20 protein-coding genes, 1 tRNA gene and 4 pseudogenes are annotated in these 18,813 nt (G+C 46.4%); 5 read left to right on the top strand and 20 right to left on the bottom strand.

Annotated elements, in window-relative coordinates; genetic code table 11:
• Positions 1-44: 44 nt before the first annotated feature.
• From ABVN36_RS05400 to ABVN36_RS05325, 16 genes and pseudogenes are all read right to left on the bottom strand, one after another.
• Positions 45-728: a LuxR family transcriptional regulator gene (locus ABVN36_RS05400; protein WP_023138738.1), complete on the bottom strand. Its 684-nt coding sequence runs from the start codon at positions 726-728 to the stop codon at positions 45-47.
• Between the two features lie 777 nt (positions 729-1,505).
• The gene (locus ABVN36_RS05395; RefSeq protein ID WP_000385068.1) at positions 1,506-1,892 is read right to left on the bottom strand and encodes a hypothetical protein; all 387 of its coding nucleotides are present in this window, start codon (positions 1,890-1,892) and stop codon (positions 1,506-1,508) included.
• Positions 1,893-2,161: 269 nt separating this feature from the next.
• Positions 2,162-2,812 carry a hypothetical protein gene (locus ABVN36_RS05390; protein WP_023138739.1) on the bottom strand — a complete coding sequence of 217 codons (651 nt, stop codon included), beginning with the start codon at positions 2,810-2,812 and terminating at the stop codon, positions 2,162-2,164.
• A complete protein-coding gene (locus ABVN36_RS05385) occupies positions 2,790-3,314 on the bottom strand; it encodes a DUF943 family protein (RefSeq protein WP_023138740.1) in 525 nt (174 codons plus the stop codon). The genes ABVN36_RS05390 and ABVN36_RS05385 overlap by 23 nt, the downstream gene beginning before the upstream one ends.
• Before the next feature lie 202 nt (positions 3,315-3,516).
• Complete coding sequence (locus ABVN36_RS05380) at positions 3,517-3,765, bottom strand: DUF3289 family protein (RefSeq protein ID WP_371062469.1); 249 nt, start codon at positions 3,763-3,765, stop codon at positions 3,517-3,519.
• Between the two features lie 195 nt (positions 3,766-3,960).
• Positions 3,961-4,464, bottom strand: a complete 504-nt coding sequence (locus ABVN36_RS05375) for a hypothetical protein (protein WP_023138741.1) — start codon at positions 4,462-4,464, stop codon at positions 3,961-3,963.
• Between the two features lie 402 nt (positions 4,465-4,866).
• Positions 4,867-5,145, bottom strand: coding sequence for a bacteriocin immunity protein (locus tag ABVN36_RS05370; RefSeq protein WP_000421096.1), 279 nt, complete (start codon positions 5,143-5,145; stop codon positions 4,867-4,869).
• A 14-nt stretch (positions 5,146-5,159) separates the two neighbouring features.
• Positions 5,160-5,366, bottom strand: a pseudogene (locus ABVN36_RS05365) (type VI secretion system tube protein Hcp); the annotation flags it as partial.
• 21 nt (positions 5,367-5,387) lie between these two features.
• Positions 5,388-5,654 carry a bacteriocin immunity protein gene (locus tag ABVN36_RS05360; RefSeq protein ID WP_023138742.1) on the bottom strand — a complete coding sequence of 89 codons (267 nt, stop codon included), beginning with the start codon at positions 5,652-5,654 and terminating at the stop codon, positions 5,388-5,390.
• A pseudogene (locus ABVN36_RS05355) lies at positions 5,651-5,967 on the bottom strand (PAAR domain-containing protein). The gene ABVN36_RS05360 and the pseudogene ABVN36_RS05355 overlap by 4 nt, the downstream one beginning before the upstream one ends.
• A 69-nt stretch (positions 5,968-6,036) precedes the next feature.
• Positions 6,037-6,333 carry a hypothetical protein gene (locus tag ABVN36_RS05350; protein WP_050901229.1) on the bottom strand — a complete coding sequence of 99 codons (297 nt, stop codon included), beginning with the start codon at positions 6,331-6,333 and terminating at the stop codon, positions 6,037-6,039.
• A gap of 42 nt (positions 6,334-6,375) precedes the next feature.
• Positions 6,376-6,513, bottom strand: a complete 138-nt coding sequence (locus ABVN36_RS05345) for a T6SS immunity protein Tdi1 domain-containing protein (RefSeq protein ID WP_231923110.1) — start codon at positions 6,511-6,513, stop codon at positions 6,376-6,378.
• Positions 6,514-7,066: 553 nt separating this feature from the next.
• Positions 7,067-7,207 (bottom strand): annotated as a pseudogene (locus ABVN36_RS05340) (type VI secretion system tube protein Hcp); the annotation flags it as partial.
• Between the two features lie 36 nt (positions 7,208-7,243).
• A pseudogene (locus ABVN36_RS05335) lies at positions 7,244-7,902 on the bottom strand (tyrosine-type recombinase/integrase); the annotation flags it as partial.
• A 159-nt stretch (positions 7,903-8,061) separates the two neighbouring features.
• Positions 8,062-8,137: transfer RNA gene (locus tag ABVN36_RS05330), tRNA-Phe, on the bottom strand.
• A gap of 105 nt (positions 8,138-8,242) precedes the next feature.
• On the bottom strand, positions 8,243-8,950 hold the full coding sequence (locus tag ABVN36_RS05325) for a DUF554 domain-containing protein (RefSeq protein WP_000234466.1): 708 nt from the start codon (positions 8,948-8,950) through the stop codon (positions 8,243-8,245).
• Between the two features lie 425 nt (positions 8,951-9,375).
• Between ABVN36_RS05325 and ABVN36_RS05320 the strand changes: the two genes are divergently transcribed.
• Entirely contained in the window at positions 9,376-11,511 is a 2,136-nt protein-coding gene (locus tag ABVN36_RS05320) for an ornithine decarboxylase (RefSeq protein ID WP_023138748.1), read from the top strand.
• A gap of 61 nt (positions 11,512-11,572) precedes the next feature.
• Here ABVN36_RS05320 and ABVN36_RS05315 read toward each other — a convergent pair whose 3' ends face one another.
• The 4 genes from ABVN36_RS05315 to mutY form a co-directional block, all read right to left on the bottom strand.
• Positions 11,573-12,829, bottom strand: a complete 1,257-nt coding sequence (locus ABVN36_RS05315) for a nucleoside permease (RefSeq protein ID WP_001049804.1) — start codon at positions 12,827-12,829, stop codon at positions 11,573-11,575.
• A 216-nt stretch (positions 12,830-13,045) separates the two neighbouring features.
• Positions 13,046-14,131 carry a membrane-bound lytic murein transglycosylase MltC gene (mltC, locus tag ABVN36_RS05310; protein WP_033903647.1) on the bottom strand — a complete coding sequence of 362 codons (1,086 nt, stop codon included), beginning with the start codon at positions 14,129-14,131 and terminating at the stop codon, positions 13,046-13,048.
• Positions 14,132-14,243: 112 nt separating this feature from the next.
• On the bottom strand, positions 14,244-14,519 hold the full coding sequence (locus ABVN36_RS05305) for an oxidative damage protection protein (RefSeq protein WP_023138750.1): 276 nt from the start codon (positions 14,517-14,519) through the stop codon (positions 14,244-14,246).
• A 27-nt stretch (positions 14,520-14,546) separates the two neighbouring features.
• The gene (mutY, locus tag ABVN36_RS05300) at positions 14,547-15,599 is read right to left on the bottom strand and encodes an A/G-specific adenine glycosylase (RefSeq protein WP_023138751.1); all 1,053 of its coding nucleotides are present in this window, start codon (positions 15,597-15,599) and stop codon (positions 14,547-14,549) included.
• A 154-nt stretch (positions 15,600-15,753) separates the two neighbouring features.
• Here mutY and trmB point away from each other — a divergent pair, with 154 nt between their 5' ends.
• The 4 genes from trmB (at position 15,754) to ansB (ending at position 18,803) form a co-directional block, all read left to right on the top strand.
• Positions 15,754-16,473, top strand: coding sequence for a tRNA (guanosine(46)-N7)-methyltransferase TrmB (gene trmB, locus ABVN36_RS05295; protein WP_000786893.1), 720 nt, complete (start codon positions 15,754-15,756; stop codon positions 16,471-16,473).
• A complete protein-coding gene (locus ABVN36_RS05290) occupies positions 16,473-16,799 on the top strand; it encodes a YggL family protein (protein ID WP_001107574.1) in 327 nt (108 codons plus the stop codon). Before trmB ends, ABVN36_RS05290 begins: the two co-directional genes overlap by 1 nt.
• Before the next feature lie 49 nt (positions 16,800-16,848).
• Positions 16,849-17,568 carry a DUF2884 domain-containing protein gene (locus tag ABVN36_RS05285; RefSeq protein ID WP_000984827.1) on the top strand — a complete coding sequence of 240 codons (720 nt, stop codon included), beginning with the start codon at positions 16,849-16,851 and terminating at the stop codon, positions 17,566-17,568.
• A 188-nt stretch (positions 17,569-17,756) separates the two neighbouring features.
• Positions 17,757-18,803, top strand: a complete 1,047-nt coding sequence (ansB, locus tag ABVN36_RS05280) for an L-asparaginase 2 (protein WP_000394189.1) — start codon at positions 17,757-17,759, stop codon at positions 18,801-18,803.
• Positions 18,804-18,813 lie beyond the last annotated feature (10 nt).

Here is an 18,813-nt window from a genome sequence, read left to right as displayed (position 1 = left end):
ATGGGGAAAAGACCCGCAATTGACGCAGGGTAAAAAGCACGCTTTCACATATGCTGTGAATGTTGTACCGAAGACATTCTGGTTCGGGAAACCAGTTCCGTGCGATTTATCACTTCTGTTTTAGCAAAAATATTACGTAAATGCGTTTTCACTGTTGAGAGAGAAATATTCAACTGACGGGCAATCAATTTGTTGCTGGCCCCTTCGCAGACCATTCCCACAATTTCACGCTCTTTGGCGGTCAATATTGACGTCAGATTGTTGTCTTCCTGAAGAGAATCATGAATTGCCAGTCCCAGTAATGGTTGTACTGCCTGGGCTCGCAAACGCTCTTCGCTGGAAAAAGGTATATCGCGCATTAATGAAATGCCCGCGATAATACGATGGCCCCGACGAATAAAGATCTCAATCATGTCGCACACATGATTAGGTAGCATAAATTCATGATAATAATGGCGATGACGGGCACAGATACCGGGCGTCATCGTCGCTACGGTAACAACCTGTTGGCCGAACCGGGAAGGCGATAGCGGGTCTAATGGTTGAAAATGCTCCAGATATTGTTGGTGTGTGCTATTAGAAATGTTATGTAAAACATAGGCTTCTGGCTTTAAATAAGCATTAACACGATAAAAAACCGCCGACGACAGAGGAATGAGTTGCGCAATGCTCTGTAAGCAATGGAGAGTGATCCCGTCATTATGGCCAGTAGTTGATAAGGCTGACATGTTATCTCCTTCCATCCGGATGAGCGCGTCGGGACGCAGTAAAATAGTGGTATGTTGAAACATACAATTTACATTCGGTTAACACAATCATTCACATGTTAATAATGTGACGTGTGTTGCGATATTTTTTATAACCGATTGAAAATAAATGTTTTTAATTTAAATCTTGTCTGGCTTTCTAAAAAATAATTAAAAATTATTAATATAATTTTTTTCTGTCGCGGTTGACTCATCTCCTGAAAATGTCGTGGGTTCTCGTCCTTCAGGACGATATTCTTTTGAGACAACTGTTCTATGATTTTCTGTAATAGCGCAGGTTAACAGAGACTTAATTTCTGGTTCAGACAGGATTTGCTAAATAACGTTTCAATAGCGTCATGCGCTATGCAGAAAACCGGGGTTTTTACCCACAAAAAGCGGTGGCTGCCAGTATATTTTAATGAACAGTAGTGAACATGAAGAACGGAATAACCTGTTGATTTTATAAAGCAAAACGGACGCCATAGGGCGTCCGCATCTGAATGGTTGGTGCCCGGACTCGGAGAAGTCCTTTGGGCTAATGGACTGTTAAAGCTATTTTTGACCGTTTATCAAGACCACTACAAAACTAACCATTACAGAATTATCTACGTGATTTTCCCGGTGTGGGTTTGATTCCTGCTACTGTCTGATAATTGTTGAACCAGTTCTTCTGTATAGGGTATCAGCAGAGCAGGCTTTCGAAATTTGACATCCAGCAAGAATCGGTGTGAGACACTCACGGTTTTTTCCTGCCGTCTATTCATCATTGAAAAATGATAGTATTTTTATGAGAATAAGAGCCAAAAATATAGAGGCGCCTATATAAATCCCTCGTTCTGTCCAGGTATCCAGACGAAATAACCAATAGACACATAAAAAAACAAGTAGCCCACCAATAATTGACGCGAGAGCGCCAATGATTTTTTTGAACATATATTTAAAAGTACCTTCATTATATTTCATGGTTTTTCTTTTTGTGTCGCCATTACCATTATTATGACAGTTAATTTTATGCTGAAGAATAACCCTGCCATTATCTGTTTTCTGGCATATCTTATTAGGCGTAAACGTCAACAGGCGTAGCGCATGATAGTAATTTTCTTGTTTTGAAGGCCAGTTTCTATCAACGATTAAATAATCCACTGTACGTATACTATAACGATGCTGATCTGATAAAAATGATACATATTATCAAGTGGAACAGAAAAATGATAATTGCTCTCACCTGGAATTTCAAGCTACTCGTCTGTGTCAAAGACAGAACTAAAGCGGCATGAACCACTTAAATAACGCAGAGTAACCTCGTCATTAATGATACGCTCATCTCAGTATCCAACATCCAGACTCCTGGAAATTAACTGCATTCCTGTAACTCAAATTATTTAGAGCATATTAATATCGGATATTCCTTTTTAATTAACGCCAATCTCCATACTTTCCAGTGACTTTAATATGTATGGCGTAAAATCAATCAACTGATTATCTATTTTTCTGATTAAACTGCCTGCGCCGCATAAAGCATGTGAGCCATCAATCATACAAAAATAAAATTTCTTTTTTATGTTATCATCTTCGTATATTGTTTTATCCATCTCCGAAATATTCTCATCAATGATTAAGAAACCCTGTGCATTCACTGAACTTATATTATATAAAACTGATGGTTTAAATTTATTATTTGTTTTTGTTGCATCATCATCTATCACCCATATGTTTTTATTTTTATCAAAAACGATGTGCTGTATATGTGAGCCATACTCACCAACATCATACACCTCTCTGCTATATGAACAACTCCATAATGTAATTGGATAAAACTCAGGATCATAAACATGGTTTTTATCATTGAGATCTTTAATATTTTCATTTAAGAAAAAGTAATCATTAAATTTTACGTTCTTATACTCAGGGGTTTCCACGCGATAGTCAATCCTTGCATCAATGCGAAGCATTCTTACAGAATATTTCGACTCACTTAATTTGTCTGGTAATGATATAGATGGAATAATATTTGCTTTCAAAGGTAAGATAAGAAACAAACTAATGATAGTGATTTTTTTCATGGCTTTTATCCTGGTTGAGCCTGGTGGAGTTATTTGATTCGATAAGCTTATCATCATCTTTTTTCGGTTGATAAAAATAACCAGAACCAGAAAATAAAAACATCCGATAATAATTACCACCAGATTCAGCAGACATATATATATCTTTTTTGATACATTTTGATTCTGATTTTATATCAGGAAAACAATAAAATTCATCCTCGGAATCATAGGGCGATAATTTTTGATAACCGTCACCAAAATCCCATATATATACCGAAAAATCATTTTCAGGGAGATTATATTTTTCCAGAATTTTTCTTTCATTTTCTCTCCACCAATTCAGCTTTCCCCTGTCCGTAATGGGGAAATGCCTGGCAAGAATGTTAATGTCTTTACCTGAATAATAATGGACATCCACGATTTCTACTGGTCTGTCTGACCATAAGTATATAACAACAGAACAAAATAATATGGCGATTGTCACAATATAAATGAATTTTTTCGTTATTACCCATGACACAATCACATTCCTTATGCAAAATATCGGACTATGCTATGTTAACAATACAAACAAATACCTTGCCGACAATACATACCAAATCAGGAGTAATATCCTCTGACACCTGAGATTTTTACGGTGGTATTTATTTCTGTAATATACACTTCATCCTTTAAGCTGCCTCTTTGTTGGCTGCGCTCAGAAACCCCGGTCACATAGTTATCTATGCTCCCGGGGATTTCTTCCCTTGCCGCCGCGATGCATCTAGAATGATTTTGTGTATAAATGGCTTAAACTCATACCCCTCTTTCTCATAATGTTGAAGTACAAACCAAATTTTAAAGACATCCCAATGGCTATAAAGCCAATGTGTTATATCATTACTGTCAAGACTAAAATGATCCTGCATCCTGTAATGCCCGTTTGCTGCGTAGGCATTTTTGATACATTCAATGATGTTATGGTAACGTATGTGCCATACATATCATGAACAGATAATCTCAGCCCGTAGCTATAGGCCCTCCACGATTTTATTTCCCTCTGTCGGCAATTGTTCCGCATCTTTTGTTGTTGCCTTTTGCTTCCCTGAAGATGTAGAACCGTTACCCGTGTCGACTGTAGGTACATTTGACGGTACAGGGTAATTTAATTTATTCAACAACCCTTATTATGGTGAAAAATAACTATCTATAGGCATCAAAGCGTTACAGATCTTTCCATCAAATAATTCAAAATTATGGACGTTTACTAAAAATTTATCTTTATATGAGTAATTAGCACCAACTACTGGAATAGTAAAAATCTCGATCTCTTCATTTTTTTTATTTATTATTAACATGCCATCAAAACCATGAAATATTTGATCGTCACTAAAATTACTCAATGATACTCTAATATTTATTATGGATTTATTATTCCCAGCCAAAAAGGAATTGATTAAAGAATCGGTTATTCCATGAGGATAAGTATCAACATATACTATTCGTATAGAGTTCCCTGCTCTTTCATTCCAACAGGATTTATTGACCGCATATATCCTTTCATCAGCTCTATATTCTTTAAAATATTCCTTCCCTTCTGGGTTACCCCATATGAATAAATAATATCCTCGCTCACCAGCGCTGACAGAAAATGTCACAATCCAGATAAAGAGGAATATATATTTAGCCATATCATCTATCTCTTACATTAGATTTTTTTGAACGGATGTAAATTCGCCACCGCAAAGGTGTCCGACTCCTGGCCGTCAGCCTCCAGCGTGGAACTTTAGCGGGCGAGAGTTCGTCAGGCTCATACTTTATCGTGTTTCCAGAACATGAAACAATGTACAAAAATAGACTCTTAGTGAGTAGGCCGTAGGATCTTTCCCTACAGCCTCTCACAAACCGTACGTAAAGCTCTCACTTCATACGATTCGCGTCAGATAAATATATCCTCTGGCACTACGGTTCAGTGTAAAAACACTCAGAATTATGCCTTTGATAGTTACTCCCTTAACTGACATATTTTTGCCTTTTAACGGTCACTGCATTATCATCCCGGTTCCGGTTGACAAACTCCTCACCACTGATCGCTACTTATTTTCCTTAAAACAGGGGAGTCTCTGAGACTTCCGCCAGCGTTTTAGCTCTTCAATAACTCCTTCAGGACTATCTTCTCGTTCCTCTGATGGATAAAATATCAAATCCCCGCCATCAGGGTGTTGAGTAATTTTATTAAAATGGCGTAGAAGATTATCAATAAACTTCGATAATTCATCTCCAGTCAACTCTTCAGGAGGCTCAAAAAAATTGTTTAAAAACTCGATAAACTCATCTTCTGTATAATCTTCAAGGTTATTTTTTAGTTCCATTTTCACCTCAAACCTTACTTATACAATCGTATATGATTTTTAGGAGTGTTTATCCTAAGGTTATCAACATCAAACACCATTCCTCCATACTGGATCTTTCCAACGTGGTAAATTTCATAAGCCCACCTACCTCCGACTTGTTGCCTTATCAAGGTGTACGGCGCTCGACTTCTTTTTATCAAAGTTTGATTCGATTTACTAAACTGCGCCAGTAACTCTGGGCATTCCCCTACACCTGATTTTCATTTACTTTTCTTAAAACAAGGCAATTCATGAGATTCTCTCCATTCTTTAATTATGTTCAGAATACCCTCAGGTGTTCCATCACTTTCCGTTTCAGGATAATAGATAAGATCTGTTCCATCTGGGTATTCAGTGATCTTCTCAAAATACTCAAGTAATGGATCTAATGTTTCATCTGTATCCGACTCGTTTTCAGAAAATATCACTCTCAAGAAATCAATGAACTCACTTTCCGTATAATCACTAATATTTTCTTTTAATTTCATAAATCGCCTGTGTATGTCAATATGGTGTTCACACGGGGATTGTCTACATTGTAAACATCGCCTCTATTTGCAACTTCATCTATATGATGAAGCTCGAACACCTGTTTTCCGACTTTGTCAACTTTTCTAACCTTTGATGCCTTACCTGATTTCACTCGAGTCATATAACCACCCCGCCACAGTCCACCGCATCACTCATTCTGGCAACGGACAGGCCGTCAATAAATACCATGGGGGAACCCGCTATACTCACGGTCTCGTAATAATCGTCGTGCTGGGTGCCTTTATCGTTGAGTCGGGCGGCTGTGGGCATTTTTCTCCATAGCTTCATTACTAAATAATAAGTTGTGAGATTATCCTGGAAAATAAGAATAATTATTTATTAGAAGTTAATAAGTGATAGGATCATTGTACTTACTGCAACTCCAATAGAAATAATTAATTCTTTTGATAAAAATCTAAACTCTGAATCTTTTTTATGCGAATCCAGGATATTAATTAATTCATTTTCTCTTCGATTTGATGGCATAATTCCATCTGGGAATGTATTTATTGGTTTTCTCAATGCACTGCTGATTTTTTTAAAATTTGTTATTAAATAAAGCTTTTCTTTCTTTTTTTTATGAATTTGGATATAACATGAGTATTCTGTTTGTGTACTAAATTTTTTAGTGACCATGACACAGATTCATTATCAATGATAATCTTACCATCAGAAAATTCAATTTTTTGAATAAAGAAAAATTTTTATTTCCCCGCCCAAAATGTATGCAGGTTCCAAACCAAACATGTCATTATCAGCTAATGCGCCTAATTTTTTAACTGTGCGATCAAAAAGATAATTATTGTTATCATCCACTAAATCAAATCCTTCCTGACTTGAAGATGCAAGAAAAGATGTAATTTCGCTGTCAAGAATATTTTTTGTTTTATTGATAAACCTATTTTCATTAAAAATGATCTTATTAAGTAAAGGTAAGATGGTAATATTTCCTCCTGTGAACCATGGCCTGATTTAATGCTATCATTGGATGCATCATCTGGTGTTTTTAGTCTTTCATTCTTATTCCAGCTTGCACCTGTTGAACTGTTGATACCTCTGGAGGGTGAAGCTGACGACAGTGGTTGCCGTCGGCGTTAATCCGTCCACATCCAGCGTAAAACGCAGGCCATTTTGTGACATAACCTTGTTCTGGATTTATTGACGAAAAAGGAACCACGGTCCGCTCGTGGCAGTGGCAATGGGGGGAGGACAGCCGCTTCAGGCACGCTACCGCCAAAGTTTCCGGCATCCACCATCTCCCATATGTGAAACGTAACAGACGTAACTCATTGCTGGCACGGGCTTTTTGTCTCCGTTCCCGGACAAAAACAGCATCCCACCATTAAGGCGGAATGCTGTGGATTTACTCTTATGCTTCCAGCGGCGCACGCCAGTCATCAGCACCTGAAGTGCCTGTTGAAACGTGTTCCCACTCAATTTTGTGGTAAGCCAGAGAAACTCTAACCAGATGTGTGAACTCACGTTTGGTGTTGTCCTGGCAGTGCGGCATACCGGAAAGTGTCGATAGCCAGTATCCGGCCTTGTTGTAGGTGTCGATATAGCCCAGCAATTCAGGCAGGCGTTTCAGGGGAAGGGCGGGGTGATGCTGGGTTACAACAGGAGTTACAACGCCATTGAGATCGAATGCCGGATTATATTTAATCGTTCCCTGTTGTACGGCGTGGCGCATAATTTTGGTCAGATGCTGGCGTATACGTCCGGCAACATCATGCACACCTTTATCATCAATGTCTCTGACCAGTCGCGCGCGATGTAGGATTTAAGTCGCCGAAATATCCATTGCGCCGATATCAGGGAAAACGTAGTGTTGGAGGCAGACAGGAATTTTATTGGCGTGACCTTCTGACCAGAGTTTCAGGCAGCCTGTATGCCACAATCTAGAGATGTACTGGAACATTAGTCATTCATTGATAACCTTTTTTCGTCCCAGCGCTGCTGAGAAGGGGTAAAGCCGGATTTTAGTACGCGCCGGGTGGCATCGCGTTTTTCGCGGACAAGGGCGAATGAGGTTTCGGGATAAGGACCGAATGATACCCCGGACTCTTTTCCCTCAAAACGATATTTGAAATACCAGATACGAAAACCGTTGGGTTTTACCAGAAGATACAGGCTGAGTGTATCAGCGAGTTTGTAGGGTTTATCAGAAGGCTTTGCACTACGGGCTTGTTTGTCGGTTAATGCCATTTGGGGGCACTCCTTTATCGAACCGGACTGAGCACCGAGTTGACCACCAAAAGCCCCTGATTTGGGCGGATAAATAGAAATTCGCTGGGAAGAGTTTTTCCACTAACTCATTGAATTAAAAACACATGGGGATTTTTAAGGAAGTATAAAAAGGGAAGGTGGTGCCCGGACTCGGAATCGAACCAAGGACACGGGGATTTTCAATCCCCTGCTCTACCGACTGAGCTATCCGGGCAACGAGGCGCATTAAACCGTAATCGCCTCGCTTCGTCAACGAAATTTCTTCAAATCAACGTAGACTGCACAATCTATCACCACTTTGTTGTTATTGCACGCAGAATCAGGCAAAAAACATCGCCCATGCGGCGGAAATCGGCATCGCCAGCAACAGCGCCGGGAGCATATTCACTACCGGAAACATTTTGATTCCACATACACGCAAGCCGGTCGCCACCAGCAGCAGTCCGCCCACGGCGCTAAAGTCGCCCATCATTGCCGGCGTGGTCAGTGGAAGAATGAGGGTGGCGCAGGCGGCAAGCGTTAACTGGATAATCAACATCGGTGCGCAAATCGCCGAAACGGCGATGCCAAGCGAACAGGCGAAAATAATGGCAGTGAAAAAATCCAGAAAAGATTTAGCGATCAAAATGTTTGGATCGCCGGTCATCCCTTCATGCATCGCGCCGAAAATACCGGTGCCGCTGGCGCAAAAAAGTACAATGATAGCGACGTAACTTTGAATAAATGAGTCGTGTGTCGGCTTCTTACCCGATGCCATAAATAATTGTTGGATTTTCGCGACTGCGCCATTAATGCCTTTTTCCAGCAAACAAAACTCGCCGATAAGCGCGCCGACCAGCGTCGCCAGCACCATCACCGGAAGATTAGCGCACTTCATCACCAGCAGAATGCCAATACCCAGAGAGCACAGACCAAAAATAGACGTCATTGAGACGCGAATCCGTTCTGGCAGACGCTGACTTAACAGCGCGCCAATAACGCCGCCGAATAAAATTGCGCCAGCGTTAATAAAAGGTCCAATTACCACAATGACTCCTGTTATTTGTCTTTCAAATTGCCTTATTATCACGCGATTAAGCTGTTAATAGCTTGACTATCTGTGACGTATAGAGCGCTGATTTTACCTTGCGCCGTCTGGTGAAAGGTGCCATGATTGCGCGAAATTTCTCCTGCCAGCATGGGGCTCGCCGGGATGAACATAGCGCCTTTATATTGTCTTCACTGTCGCCTGACTGCGCGAGGTTTGCCCCTTTCTTTCCTTTTTTTTGTCATCCCCGCTATGCGGTGAGGGCAGCGCACGCTCACTGCAGGACAACAGTAAAATCAGAAACAGTCTGTTTTTACTGATGTCTGGCGGTCGGAGCTGGTATCCAGTTTGACCCGGCATCTCGTTGGGCAAGGCATCGGGCCTTGTCCGGGGTTACTCTACTCCCGAAACGGGTATTTGCGCTTATGAAATCAATGAATATTGCCGCCAGCGGTGAACTCATCCCCCGTCTCTCCACCCACCGAAACGTAGTGGCGCTGGACAGTACCGACTTTACCGATGTGGCCGCAGTCGTCATTACCACTGCCGACAGCCGTAGCGGTATTCTGGCGTTGCTTAAACGCACCGGTTTTCACCTGCCGGTGTTTATGCTTGCGGATGAACCCGTCAGCGCGCCTGTCGGCGTTACGGCGGTAATAGTCGGGAACGCGCAGGAATGGCTGGAGCTGGAAAACGCTGCCTGTCTCTACGAAGCAGAACTTCTGCCGCCCTTTTATGGCACCCTGACCCAGTATGTCGACATGGGGAATAGTACCTTTGCTTGCCCGGGGCACCAGCATGGCGAGTTTTTTAGAAAACATCCCGCAGGCCGCCATTTTTATGACTTTTTTGGTGAAAACCTGTTTCGTGCGGATATGTGTAACGCCGATGTGAAACTTGGCGATCTGCTAATACATGAAGGTTCTGCCAAACACGCGCAGAAATTTGCGGCAAAAGTGTTTAATGCGGATAAAACCTACTTTGTGCTGAATGGCACTTCGGCGGCGAATAAAGTGGTCACCAACGCCCTGCTGACGCGCGGCGATCTGGTGCTGTTTGATCGTAATAATCACAAATCCAACCACCACGGCGCCCTGATTCAGGCCGGGGCGACGCCAGTCTATCTTGAAGCGGCGCGTAACCCGTTTGGTTTTATCGGTGGCATTGATGCGCACTGTTTTGATGAAACGTACCTGCGCGACCAGATTCGTGACGTGATGCCGGAAAGCGCCGATGCGTCGCGTCCGTTCCGCCTGGCGATCATTCAGCTGGGTACCTATGACGGCACTATTTACAACGCCCGTCAGGTGGTGGATAAAATCGGGCATCTCTGCGATTACATTCTGTTTGACTCCGCGTGGGTAGGCTATGAGCAGTTTATCAATATGATGGCGGATACCTCGCCGTTGCGGCTGGAGCTTAATGAAAACGACCCAGGGATCTTTGTGACCCAATCGGTACATAAGCAACAGGCGGGGTTCTCACAAACCTCGCAGATCCACAAAAAAGATAACCATATTCGCGGCCTGGCGCGTTTTTGCCCGCACAAACGCCTGAACAACGCCTTCATGTTGCATGCTTCAACCAGTCCGTTCTACCCGCTGTTTGCGGCGCTGGATATCAATGCCAAAATCCACGAAGGGGAGAGCGGTCGCCGCCTGTGGGCGGAATGCGTTGCGCTGGGCATTGACGCGCGTAAAGCCATTCTCGCCCGTTGCAAACTGCTTCAGCCCTTTATCCCACTGGTGGTTGACGGCAAGCCGTGGCAGGCATATCCGACGGAGACCATTGCCAGCAATCGTCGTTTCTTCAGTTTTGAGCCCGGGGCGAAATGGCATGGCTTTGAGGGTTATGCGGATGACCAGTATTTTGTCGACCCCTGTAAACTGTTACTGACCACGCCAGGTATTGATGCCGATAGTGGGCGGTACACCGAATTCGGCATCCCGGCGACCATTCTCGCCCACTATCTGCGTGAGAACGGTATTGTGCCTGAGAAGTGCGATCTCAACTCGATTCTGTTCTTGCTGACGCCCGCCGAGAGCGAAGAGAAACTGGCGCGGCTGGTCGCGATGCTGGCGCAATTTGAACGGCACATTGAAGACGATACGCCGCTTGCGGATGTATTGCCGACGGTTTTTCAGAAATACCCGGTGCGCTACCGTGATTACACCCTGCGTGAGCTATGTCAGGAGATGCACAACCTGTACGTTAGCTTTGACGTTAAGGATCTGCAAAAAGCGATGTTCCGCAAAGAAAGCCTGCCGCATGTGGCGATGAACCCACAGGATGCCAACAGCGCCTTTATTCGCGGCGATGTAGAGCTGGTGCGTATCAGCGAAGCAGGCGGGCGTATTGCTGCCGAGGGGGCATTGCCATACCCGCCGGGCGTACTGTGCGTGGTGCCGGGGGAGATTTGGGGCGGCGCGGCGCAGCGTTATTTTTTGGCGCTGGAAGAGGGCATCAATCTGTTGCCCGGTTTTTCGCCGGAATTGCAGGGAGTGTATAGCGAGACCGATGCCGATGGAATTCAACGCTTGTACGGATATGTTTTAAAGTAACGTTGCCTGCAGGCCGGATAAGGCATTTACACCTCATCCGGCCTGCGAAACAGGGCAAGAATTAATGTGCAACGGGTTGCGAACTTGCCGGAACGCGAACGTGTTTGTATTTGAACAAGGCTACGAACGCGAAGGCCAGCACCAGCGAGTAGCCTGCGAAGATGAGCCACACGGTCTGCCAGTCGGTAATGCCGTTTTGAGTGTAATACTCCACCACTTTACCGCTCACAATGCCGCCCAGGATACAGCCGAAGCCGTTGGTCATCATTAGGAACATCCCCTGCGCGCTGGCGCGGATTTCCGGGCGTACTTCTTTTTCGACAAACACCGAGCCAGAAATGTTGAAGAAGTCGAAGGCGCAGCCGTACACAATCATCGACAATACCAGCAGAACGGTACCGAACGGCGTCGGGTCGCCATAAGCGAACAGGCCGAAACGCAGCATCCACGCCACAATACTGATAAGCATAACGTTCTTAATACCATAACGGCTCAGGAAGAACGGAATGGTCAGGATGAATAACGTTTCAGAAATCTGCGAAATCGACATCATCACCGAGGCGTGCTGCACGATAAAGCTACTGGCGAATAGCGGATCTTTATCAAAGCTATGCAGGAAGGTGTTGCCAAACATGTTGGTGATCTGCAGTTCCGCGCCCAGCATCATGGAGAAGATGAAGAAAATCGCCATCCGCTTATTTTTAAACAGCGCAAAAGCGTCAAGGCCCAGCATTGATGTCCAGCTCTGGTTTTTCTGTTGGTTCGCCACCGGAATGTGCGGCAGGGTAAAAGTAAACAGTACCAGCAGAACGGAAAGCGTCGCGCCGATATAAAGCTGCATATGGCTCAGCTCGAAACCGGAGAAACTCACGCCCCACATCGCCAGAATAAAGCCGATGGTGCCCCAGATACGGATAGGCGGGAAGTCAGTCACAATATCCATGCCGGCAGACTGCAGGCGGTAATACGATATGGTATTGATCAAGCCCAACGTCGGCATATAGGCCAACGAGTTAAGCAGGATCACAAAGAACATCGCCCCAGGCGTAGTGACTTCCGCGGCCATGAATAGCGTGATGGCGCCGACGACATGACACAGGGCATAGACCCATTTCGCGCTCAGCCATTTGTCAGCCACAATGCCTAACAAGGTCGGCATAAAGACGGCGGCAATCCCCAGTGAACTATAAACTGCGCCAATAGATGCGCCGTCAAATTTTAAGGTGACGAACATATACGAGCCCAGGGTAGTGAGCCAGCTTCCCCACAGACAGAACTGCAGAAAAGAGAGTATTTTAAGCTGCAGCTTAAGATTCATGTTAATTTCCTCACACCTGAGAGCGGATGAATGTTTTAAAAGGCACATTTGCCGTTGTGATTTGGTGTGATTCTATCAATGAGAGGCGGGCTTTTTTTGTTACCTGTGACAAATATTTGCAAACAATTTCTGATTGCAAAGCAAAAGGGTGACGGAGTTAACACTTTTACCTTTCCCGCCTCTGTCATTTGCCAACCAGAGGCGGGATGCGATGGTTTATCGGCGGCGATACGATCGCTGGGCGGAATTCACCTTATACAGATAGCGGCGCGACTCCGCAGATGGATGTCGGGTGGTTAATATCTGGTACACATCCCCCGGCGACATGCGGTTAATCATATTCGCGGCCTGAATCTTATCGTTCGAGAATACGCGTAATACGCTGCCTGCGCCGCCATTGTAGGCAGTAATGACCGCATAGCGTCGCGACGTCGGATTCTCAATACCGCTCAGATAGACATTATTCAACATCGCCAGATACGCTGTGCCGGTATCGATATTGCTGGCGGGGTCGAACAGGAAGTTACGGCTTGGCGTGCCGGACTTACCCTGAGAACGGAAAACATCTTTCCCGGCGCTGTGTTGCACTACCTGCATCAGGCCCAGCGCATCCGCGTGGCTGACCGCATACGGGTTAAACGAGGACTCCGTTTGCATAATCGCCAGAATCAGCGACTCGTCAACGCCGTATTTACGGGAGGCCTGGCGTACCATGCCAATGTATTTATGCGCGCGTTTATCAAGGTGGTTCGGCACCAGATTAATGGTGACGCTGTAAATAATACGCAGGCCGTTACTGCGGCTTTTGAGCCGCGTTTTCAGCAAGTAATCCGCGAATGTCGTGGCGCGGCCTTCCCAGCGAATAGGCTGGCCGGTATTGTCGAGGACCTGACCATACAGGAAGGGTTCTTTAGAAATTTTTATGTCATCGACATCGGAGTAAAGATCGACGGAGGTTGGGTCGTCACCCATGAGCAACGTTTTAATAATGGCCCGGCGCAGATGTGCGGTAGGTTCCATCCCGGCGATGGTTTCAACGGTAATGGTCCCATCATCAAAATTGATGTGGCTACGGGTCTGGAACTGATCGGTATATTTGACGTAGTCTTTCGGCCCGGCGATCAGGACTTCCTTATATCCCCACAGATTTTCAATATTGTTGGCAAATTGCCCCATCAAAATATCAAAGCCGTTGGTATCCTTGACCCAGGCTTCATTATACGTCTCGCCTTTTTTGGTCGAACTGGAGCAGGAGATGAGCAACGGCGCAATAACAGCAAGCGCGAGTAATTTTTTCATCATTCCGGGAGTGCATGTTGTGTTGTCGTTATGCCATGTTGCCGGGCAGCGGCGCTAAGGGCTTATCCGGCATAACTCACAGGCCGAATAAGCGCAGCGTCATTCAGCAACGGGCCTATTTTTTATCTTCCGGCGTATAACCTTCGATATGAATGTCTTTGCCTTCGAACAGGAAGCTCACCATCTCCTGTTCCAGCAGCTTACGGTGCTCGGCGTTCATCATGTTGAGCTTTTTCTCGTTAATCAACATGGTCTGCTTATGCTGCCACTGCGCCCACGCGTCCTTAGAGATCTCGTTATAGATACGTTTTCCTAGTTCGCCAGGGTAGAGCTGAAAATCTTGCCCTTCAGCGTCGCGTTGCAGGTAAGTACAAAAAATCGTTCTGCTCATAAGTCATCCTCTTCATCGACCGGAGCGTTAAACTGGCGCTCCGGTACGTAACTGCTGTAACAAGCGCTCCACGGGGGCCGCCAGTCCGACTGACGGCGGTTGCGCTAAGTTATACCAGAGCGCGCTGCCTTCATCCATGCAGGCGCCCAGTGACGACACGGGAAGCCACATAGGCACAATATCCAGATGGAAATGGCTAAATGTGTGGCGAAACGCGTTAAGCTGGGTCAAATTATCAGCGTTAACATGCCGTTGCGCCAGCCATTCACGTAATTCATCTTCGCTGGCGAACTGCGGAAAGCAGTAGAGTCCGCCCCATAAACCGCTGGGAGGGCGCTGCGCCAGGAAAATCTCCTGATTATGCTGTAACAATAAAAAGTAACCCGTCCGCTCCGGCAACGTCTGTTTCGGTTTCTTGCCCGGATAGCGTGACCAGCTTTCATGCGCAGCGGCGATACAACCGTTTTGCAGCGGACACAGGGTGCACTTTGGCTTTGAACGCGTACAAACCATCGCGCCCAGATCCATCATCGCCTGATTAAAACGCTCCACGCCGTGTGCGGGCGTCACTTGCTCGCTCAGCGTCCACAGCGTATTCTCCACCTCTTTTTTTCCAGGCCAGCCGCTAACAGCATAACAGCGAGCCAGCACACGTTTAACGTTTCCATCAAGAATCGGATAATGTTTACCTAACGCGAGGGAGAGAATTGCGCCGGCGGTTGAACGCCCGACGCCGGGTAGCGCGGCGATTTCGGCAAAAGTTTGCGGGAATTCTCCACCGTGAAGCGTCGCCACCTGTTGCGCCGCTTTATGCAAATTACGTGCGCGGGCGTAATAGCCGAGCCCGGTCCATAAATGGAGCACTTCATCCAGCGGCGCATTCGCTAAATCCGTCACCGTCGGAAAGCGCGCCATAAATCGCTCAAAGTAAGGAATCACCGTCGTCACCTGCGTTTGTTGCAACATGACTTCCGAGAGCCATACTTTGTAAGGCGTCTTGTTAATTTGCCAGGGCAGCGTTTTCCGCCCGTATTTGTCGTACCAGTCCAGAACCTGGGCTGAAAATTGAGACGCTTGCATGGAAACTCATTCATTATTGCCGGGGGCAAGATTGCAGCACAGAGGCCGCAGGGTGTAAACCGGAACTTTCCGCAGTGCGCTTCATGCTTGCATCCGGCAACTAACTTTGGATAATGCCCGTTTTCAGAACTCAAACACAGCAGACTACACTTTTATGAAAAACGACGTCATTTCACCGGAATTTGATGAAAACGGTCGCCCGCTGCGCCGTATTCGTAGTTTTGTTCGTCGCCAGGGGCGACTGACAAAGGGGCAAGAACACGCGCTGGAAAACTACTGGCCGGTGATGGGCGTCGAGTTCAGCGAAGCGCCGGTAGATTTCGCCACGTTGTTTGGTCGCGAAGCGCCGGTGACGCTGGAGATTGGTTTTGGCATGGGGGCGTCTCTGGTGGCGATGGCGAAAGCGCGCCCGGAGCAGAATTTCCTCGGCATTGAAGTGCATTCGCCCGGCGTCGGCGCATGTCTGGCGTCCGCTCATGAAGAGGGCGTTGAAAACCTGCGCGTCATGTGCCACGACGCGGTAGAAGTGTTGCATACAATGATTCCTGACAATTCTTTATCGATGGTTCAGCTCTTTTTCCCTGACCCGTGGCATAAAGCGCGTCATAATAAACGCCGTATCGTTCAGGTGCCGTTTGCTGAACTGGTATTGAGCAAGCTGAAATTGGGCGGCGTTTTCCATATGGCGACCGACTGGGAAGCGTATGCGGAACACATGCTTGAAGTCATGTCTTCTATCGACGGGTACAAAAATCTGTCAGAGAGCAATGATTATGTACCGCGCCCGGAATCGCGCCCGGTAACGAAATTTGAACAACGTGGCCATCGTCTTGGTCATGGCGTATGGGACTTAATGTTCGAGAGGGTGAAATAATGGCAAAGAACCGTAGTCGTCGTCTGCGTAAAAAAATGCACATTGACGAATTCCAGGAATTAGGATTTTCGGTGGCATGGCGTTTTCCGGAAGGTACATCTGAAGAGCAGGTCGATAAGACTGTCGATGACTTTATTAATGACGTTATTGAGCCTAATAAACTGGCGTTTGACGGCAGCGGCTACCTGGCCTGGGAAGGGCTGATTTGTATGCAGGAAATTGGTAAATGTACCGAAGAACATCAGGCGATTGTGCGTAAATGGCTGGAAGCGCGCAACCTTGAAGAAGTCCGAACCAGCGAACTTTTCGACGTTTGGTGGGACTAATAAGTACAGGGTCGGCAAATGCCGGCCCGCTTTGTCTTGAGGGAAAGTTATGATGCGCAAAACGCTGCTGGCGGCAGTGCTAACGTTTACGGCGATGGCCGCTCATGCAGATTACAAATGCAGCGTCACGCCGCGTGACGATGTGATCCTGAGTCCACAAACGGTGCAGGTGAAAGGTGAAAACGGCAACCTGGTGATCACGCCGGACGGCAATGTGATGTACAACGGTAAGCAGTACACCCTTAGCGCCGCGCAGCGCGAGCAAGCGAAAGATTACCAGGCGGAGCTGCGAAGCGCGCTGCCGTGGATTGATGAGGGCGCCCGATCGCGCGTCGAAAAAGGCCGCGTGGCGCTGGATAAAATCATCGCTAAAGAGGTGGGCGAAAGCAGCAACATGCGTAGCCGTCTGACGAAGCTTGATGCGCAATTAAAAGCGCAAATGAACCGCATTATCGAACATCGTACGGACGGCCTGACGTTCCACTATAAAGCTATCGACCAGGTGCGTGCCGACGGTCAGCAGTTGGTGAATCAGGCGATGGGCGGTATTTTGCAGGACAGCATTAACGAAATGGGCGCCAAAGCGGTGCTTAAAGGCGGCGGCAATCCTTTACAGGGTGTGATGGGCAGCCTCGGTGGTTTGCAAACCGCTATCCAGAACGAATGGAAAAACCAGGAGAAAGATTTCCAGCAGTTTGGCAAAGATGTCTGTAGCCGCGTAGTGACCTTAGAAGATAGCCGCAAAGCGCTGGTTGGCAGCCTGAAGTAATCTTTCCTTTTTAAACAATGGCGCAGATCGTATCTGCGCCTTTTTATTCTGTTTTTTCCTGCATTTTGTTATCCATCTCTAAAAAATACTCTCTGTCGGATATATATCGCTGGTTAATCGTATGGCGTCACATTATTCGTCCGCAATATAGAGATAATGCGACCAGTTGACATAACTGGAGATATAACATGGAGTTTTTCAGGAAAACGGCATTAGCTGCTCTGGTAATGGGTTTCAGCGGCGCAGCGTTCGCTTTACCGAATATCACCATCTTAGCGACCGGTGGAACGATCGCTGGCGGTGGTGATTCAGCAACAAAATCAAATTATACGGCAGGTAAAGTCGGCGTCGAAAATCTGGTGGATGCCGTTCCTCAATTGAAGGACATTGCGGTAGTGAAAGGCGAGCAGGTCGTTAACATTGGCTCGCAGGATATGAACGATGAAGTCTGGCTCACGCTGGCGAAAAAAATCAATACCGAGTGCGACAGCACCGACGGTTTCGTGATCACCCACGGTACTGATACGATGGAAGAGACCGCTTATTTCCTCGATCTGACCGTGAAATGCAATAAACCGGTGGTACTGGTCGGCGCGATGCGTCCTTCCACGTCAATGAGCGCAGATGGCCCGTTCAACCTCTATAATGCGGTAGTAACAGCGGCTGATAAACAGTCTGCCAACCGCGGCGTGCTGGTGGTAATGAATGATACCGTCATGGACGGACGCGACGTCACTAAGACCAATACGACTGACGTGGCGACGTTTAAAGCGGTTAACTACGGCCCGCTGGGTTATATCCACAACGGTAAAATTGACTACCAGCGTACGCCAGAGCGTAAACATACCACCTCCACCCCGTTCGACGTGTCGAAGCTGACCGCGTTGCCGAAAGTCGGTATCGTTTATAACTATGCGAATGCGTCCGATCTGCCGGCAAAAGCGCTGGTAGACGCGGGTTATGACGGGATCGTGAGCGCAGGCGTGGGTAACGGCAACCTGTATAAAACGGTCTTTGATACCCTGGCGACCGCCGCGCACAACGGTACGGTAGTGGTGCGTTCTTCACGTGTGCCGACTGGCGCAACCACGCAGGATGCGGAAGTTGACGATGCAAAATACGGCTTTGTCGCTTCCGGCACGCTGAACCCGCAAAAAGCGCGTGTCTTACTGCAACTGGCGTTAACCCAGACTAAAGATCCAAAACAGATCCAGACGATGTTCAATCAGTATTAAAGATAATGCC

This window comes from Salmonella sp. SJTUF15581 (genome assembly GCF_043356775.1).
In the GTDB taxonomy this organism is placed as follows: Bacteria; Pseudomonadota; Gammaproteobacteria; order Enterobacterales; family Enterobacteriaceae; genus Salmonella; species Salmonella enterica.
The sequence above is the reverse complement of the archived record's forward strand: the minus strand, read 5'-3'. Positions and strand labels throughout refer to the sequence as shown.

Bases quoted from the DNA above. Each gene is read 5' to 3' on its own strand.
- ABVN36_RS05400 (WP_023138738.1), bottom strand. From the start codon at position 728: ATGTCAGCCTTATCAACTACTGGCCATAATGACGGGATCACTCTCCAT.
- ABVN36_RS05390 (WP_023138739.1), bottom strand. From the start codon at position 2,812: ATGAAAAAAATCACTATCATTAGTTTGTTTCTTATCTTACCTTTGAAA.
- ABVN36_RS05375 (WP_023138741.1), bottom strand. From the start codon at position 4,464: ATGGCTAAATATATATTCCTCTTTATCTGGATTGTGACATTTTCTGTC.
- ABVN36_RS05370 (WP_000421096.1), bottom strand. From the start codon at position 5,145: ATGGAACTAAAAAATAACCTTGAAGATTATACAGAAGATGAGTTTATC.
- ABVN36_RS05360 (WP_023138742.1), bottom strand. From the start codon at position 5,654: ATGAAATTAAAAGAAAATATTAGTGATTATACGGAAAGTGAGTTCATT.
- ABVN36_RS05350 (WP_050901229.1), bottom strand. From the start codon at position 6,333: ATGGTCACTAAAAAATTTAGTACACAAACAGAATACTCATGTTATATC.
- ABVN36_RS05320 (WP_023138748.1), top strand. From the start codon at position 9,376: ATGAAATCAATGAATATTGCCGCCAGCGGTGAACTCATCCCCCGTCTC.
- ABVN36_RS05315 (WP_001049804.1), bottom strand. From the start codon at position 12,829: ATGAATCTTAAGCTGCAGCTTAAAATACTCTCTTTTCTGCAGTTCTGT.
- mltC (WP_033903647.1), bottom strand. From the start codon at position 14,131: ATGATGAAAAAATTACTCGCGCTTGCTGTTATTGCGCCGTTGCTCATC.
- ABVN36_RS05305 (WP_023138750.1), bottom strand. From the start codon at position 14,519: ATGAGCAGAACGATTTTTTGTACTTACCTGCAACGCGACGCTGAAGGG.
- mutY (WP_023138751.1), bottom strand. From the start codon at position 15,599: ATGCAAGCGTCTCAATTTTCAGCCCAGGTTCTGGACTGGTACGACAAA.
- trmB (WP_000786893.1), top strand. From the start codon at position 15,754: ATGAAAAACGACGTCATTTCACCGGAATTTGATGAAAACGGTCGCCCG.
- ABVN36_RS05290 (WP_001107574.1), top strand. From the start codon at position 16,473: ATGGCAAAGAACCGTAGTCGTCGTCTGCGTAAAAAAATGCACATTGAC.
- ABVN36_RS05285 (WP_000984827.1), top strand. From the start codon at position 16,849: ATGATGCGCAAAACGCTGCTGGCGGCAGTGCTAACGTTTACGGCGATG.
- ansB (WP_000394189.1), top strand. From the start codon at position 17,757: ATGGAGTTTTTCAGGAAAACGGCATTAGCTGCTCTGGTAATGGGTTTC.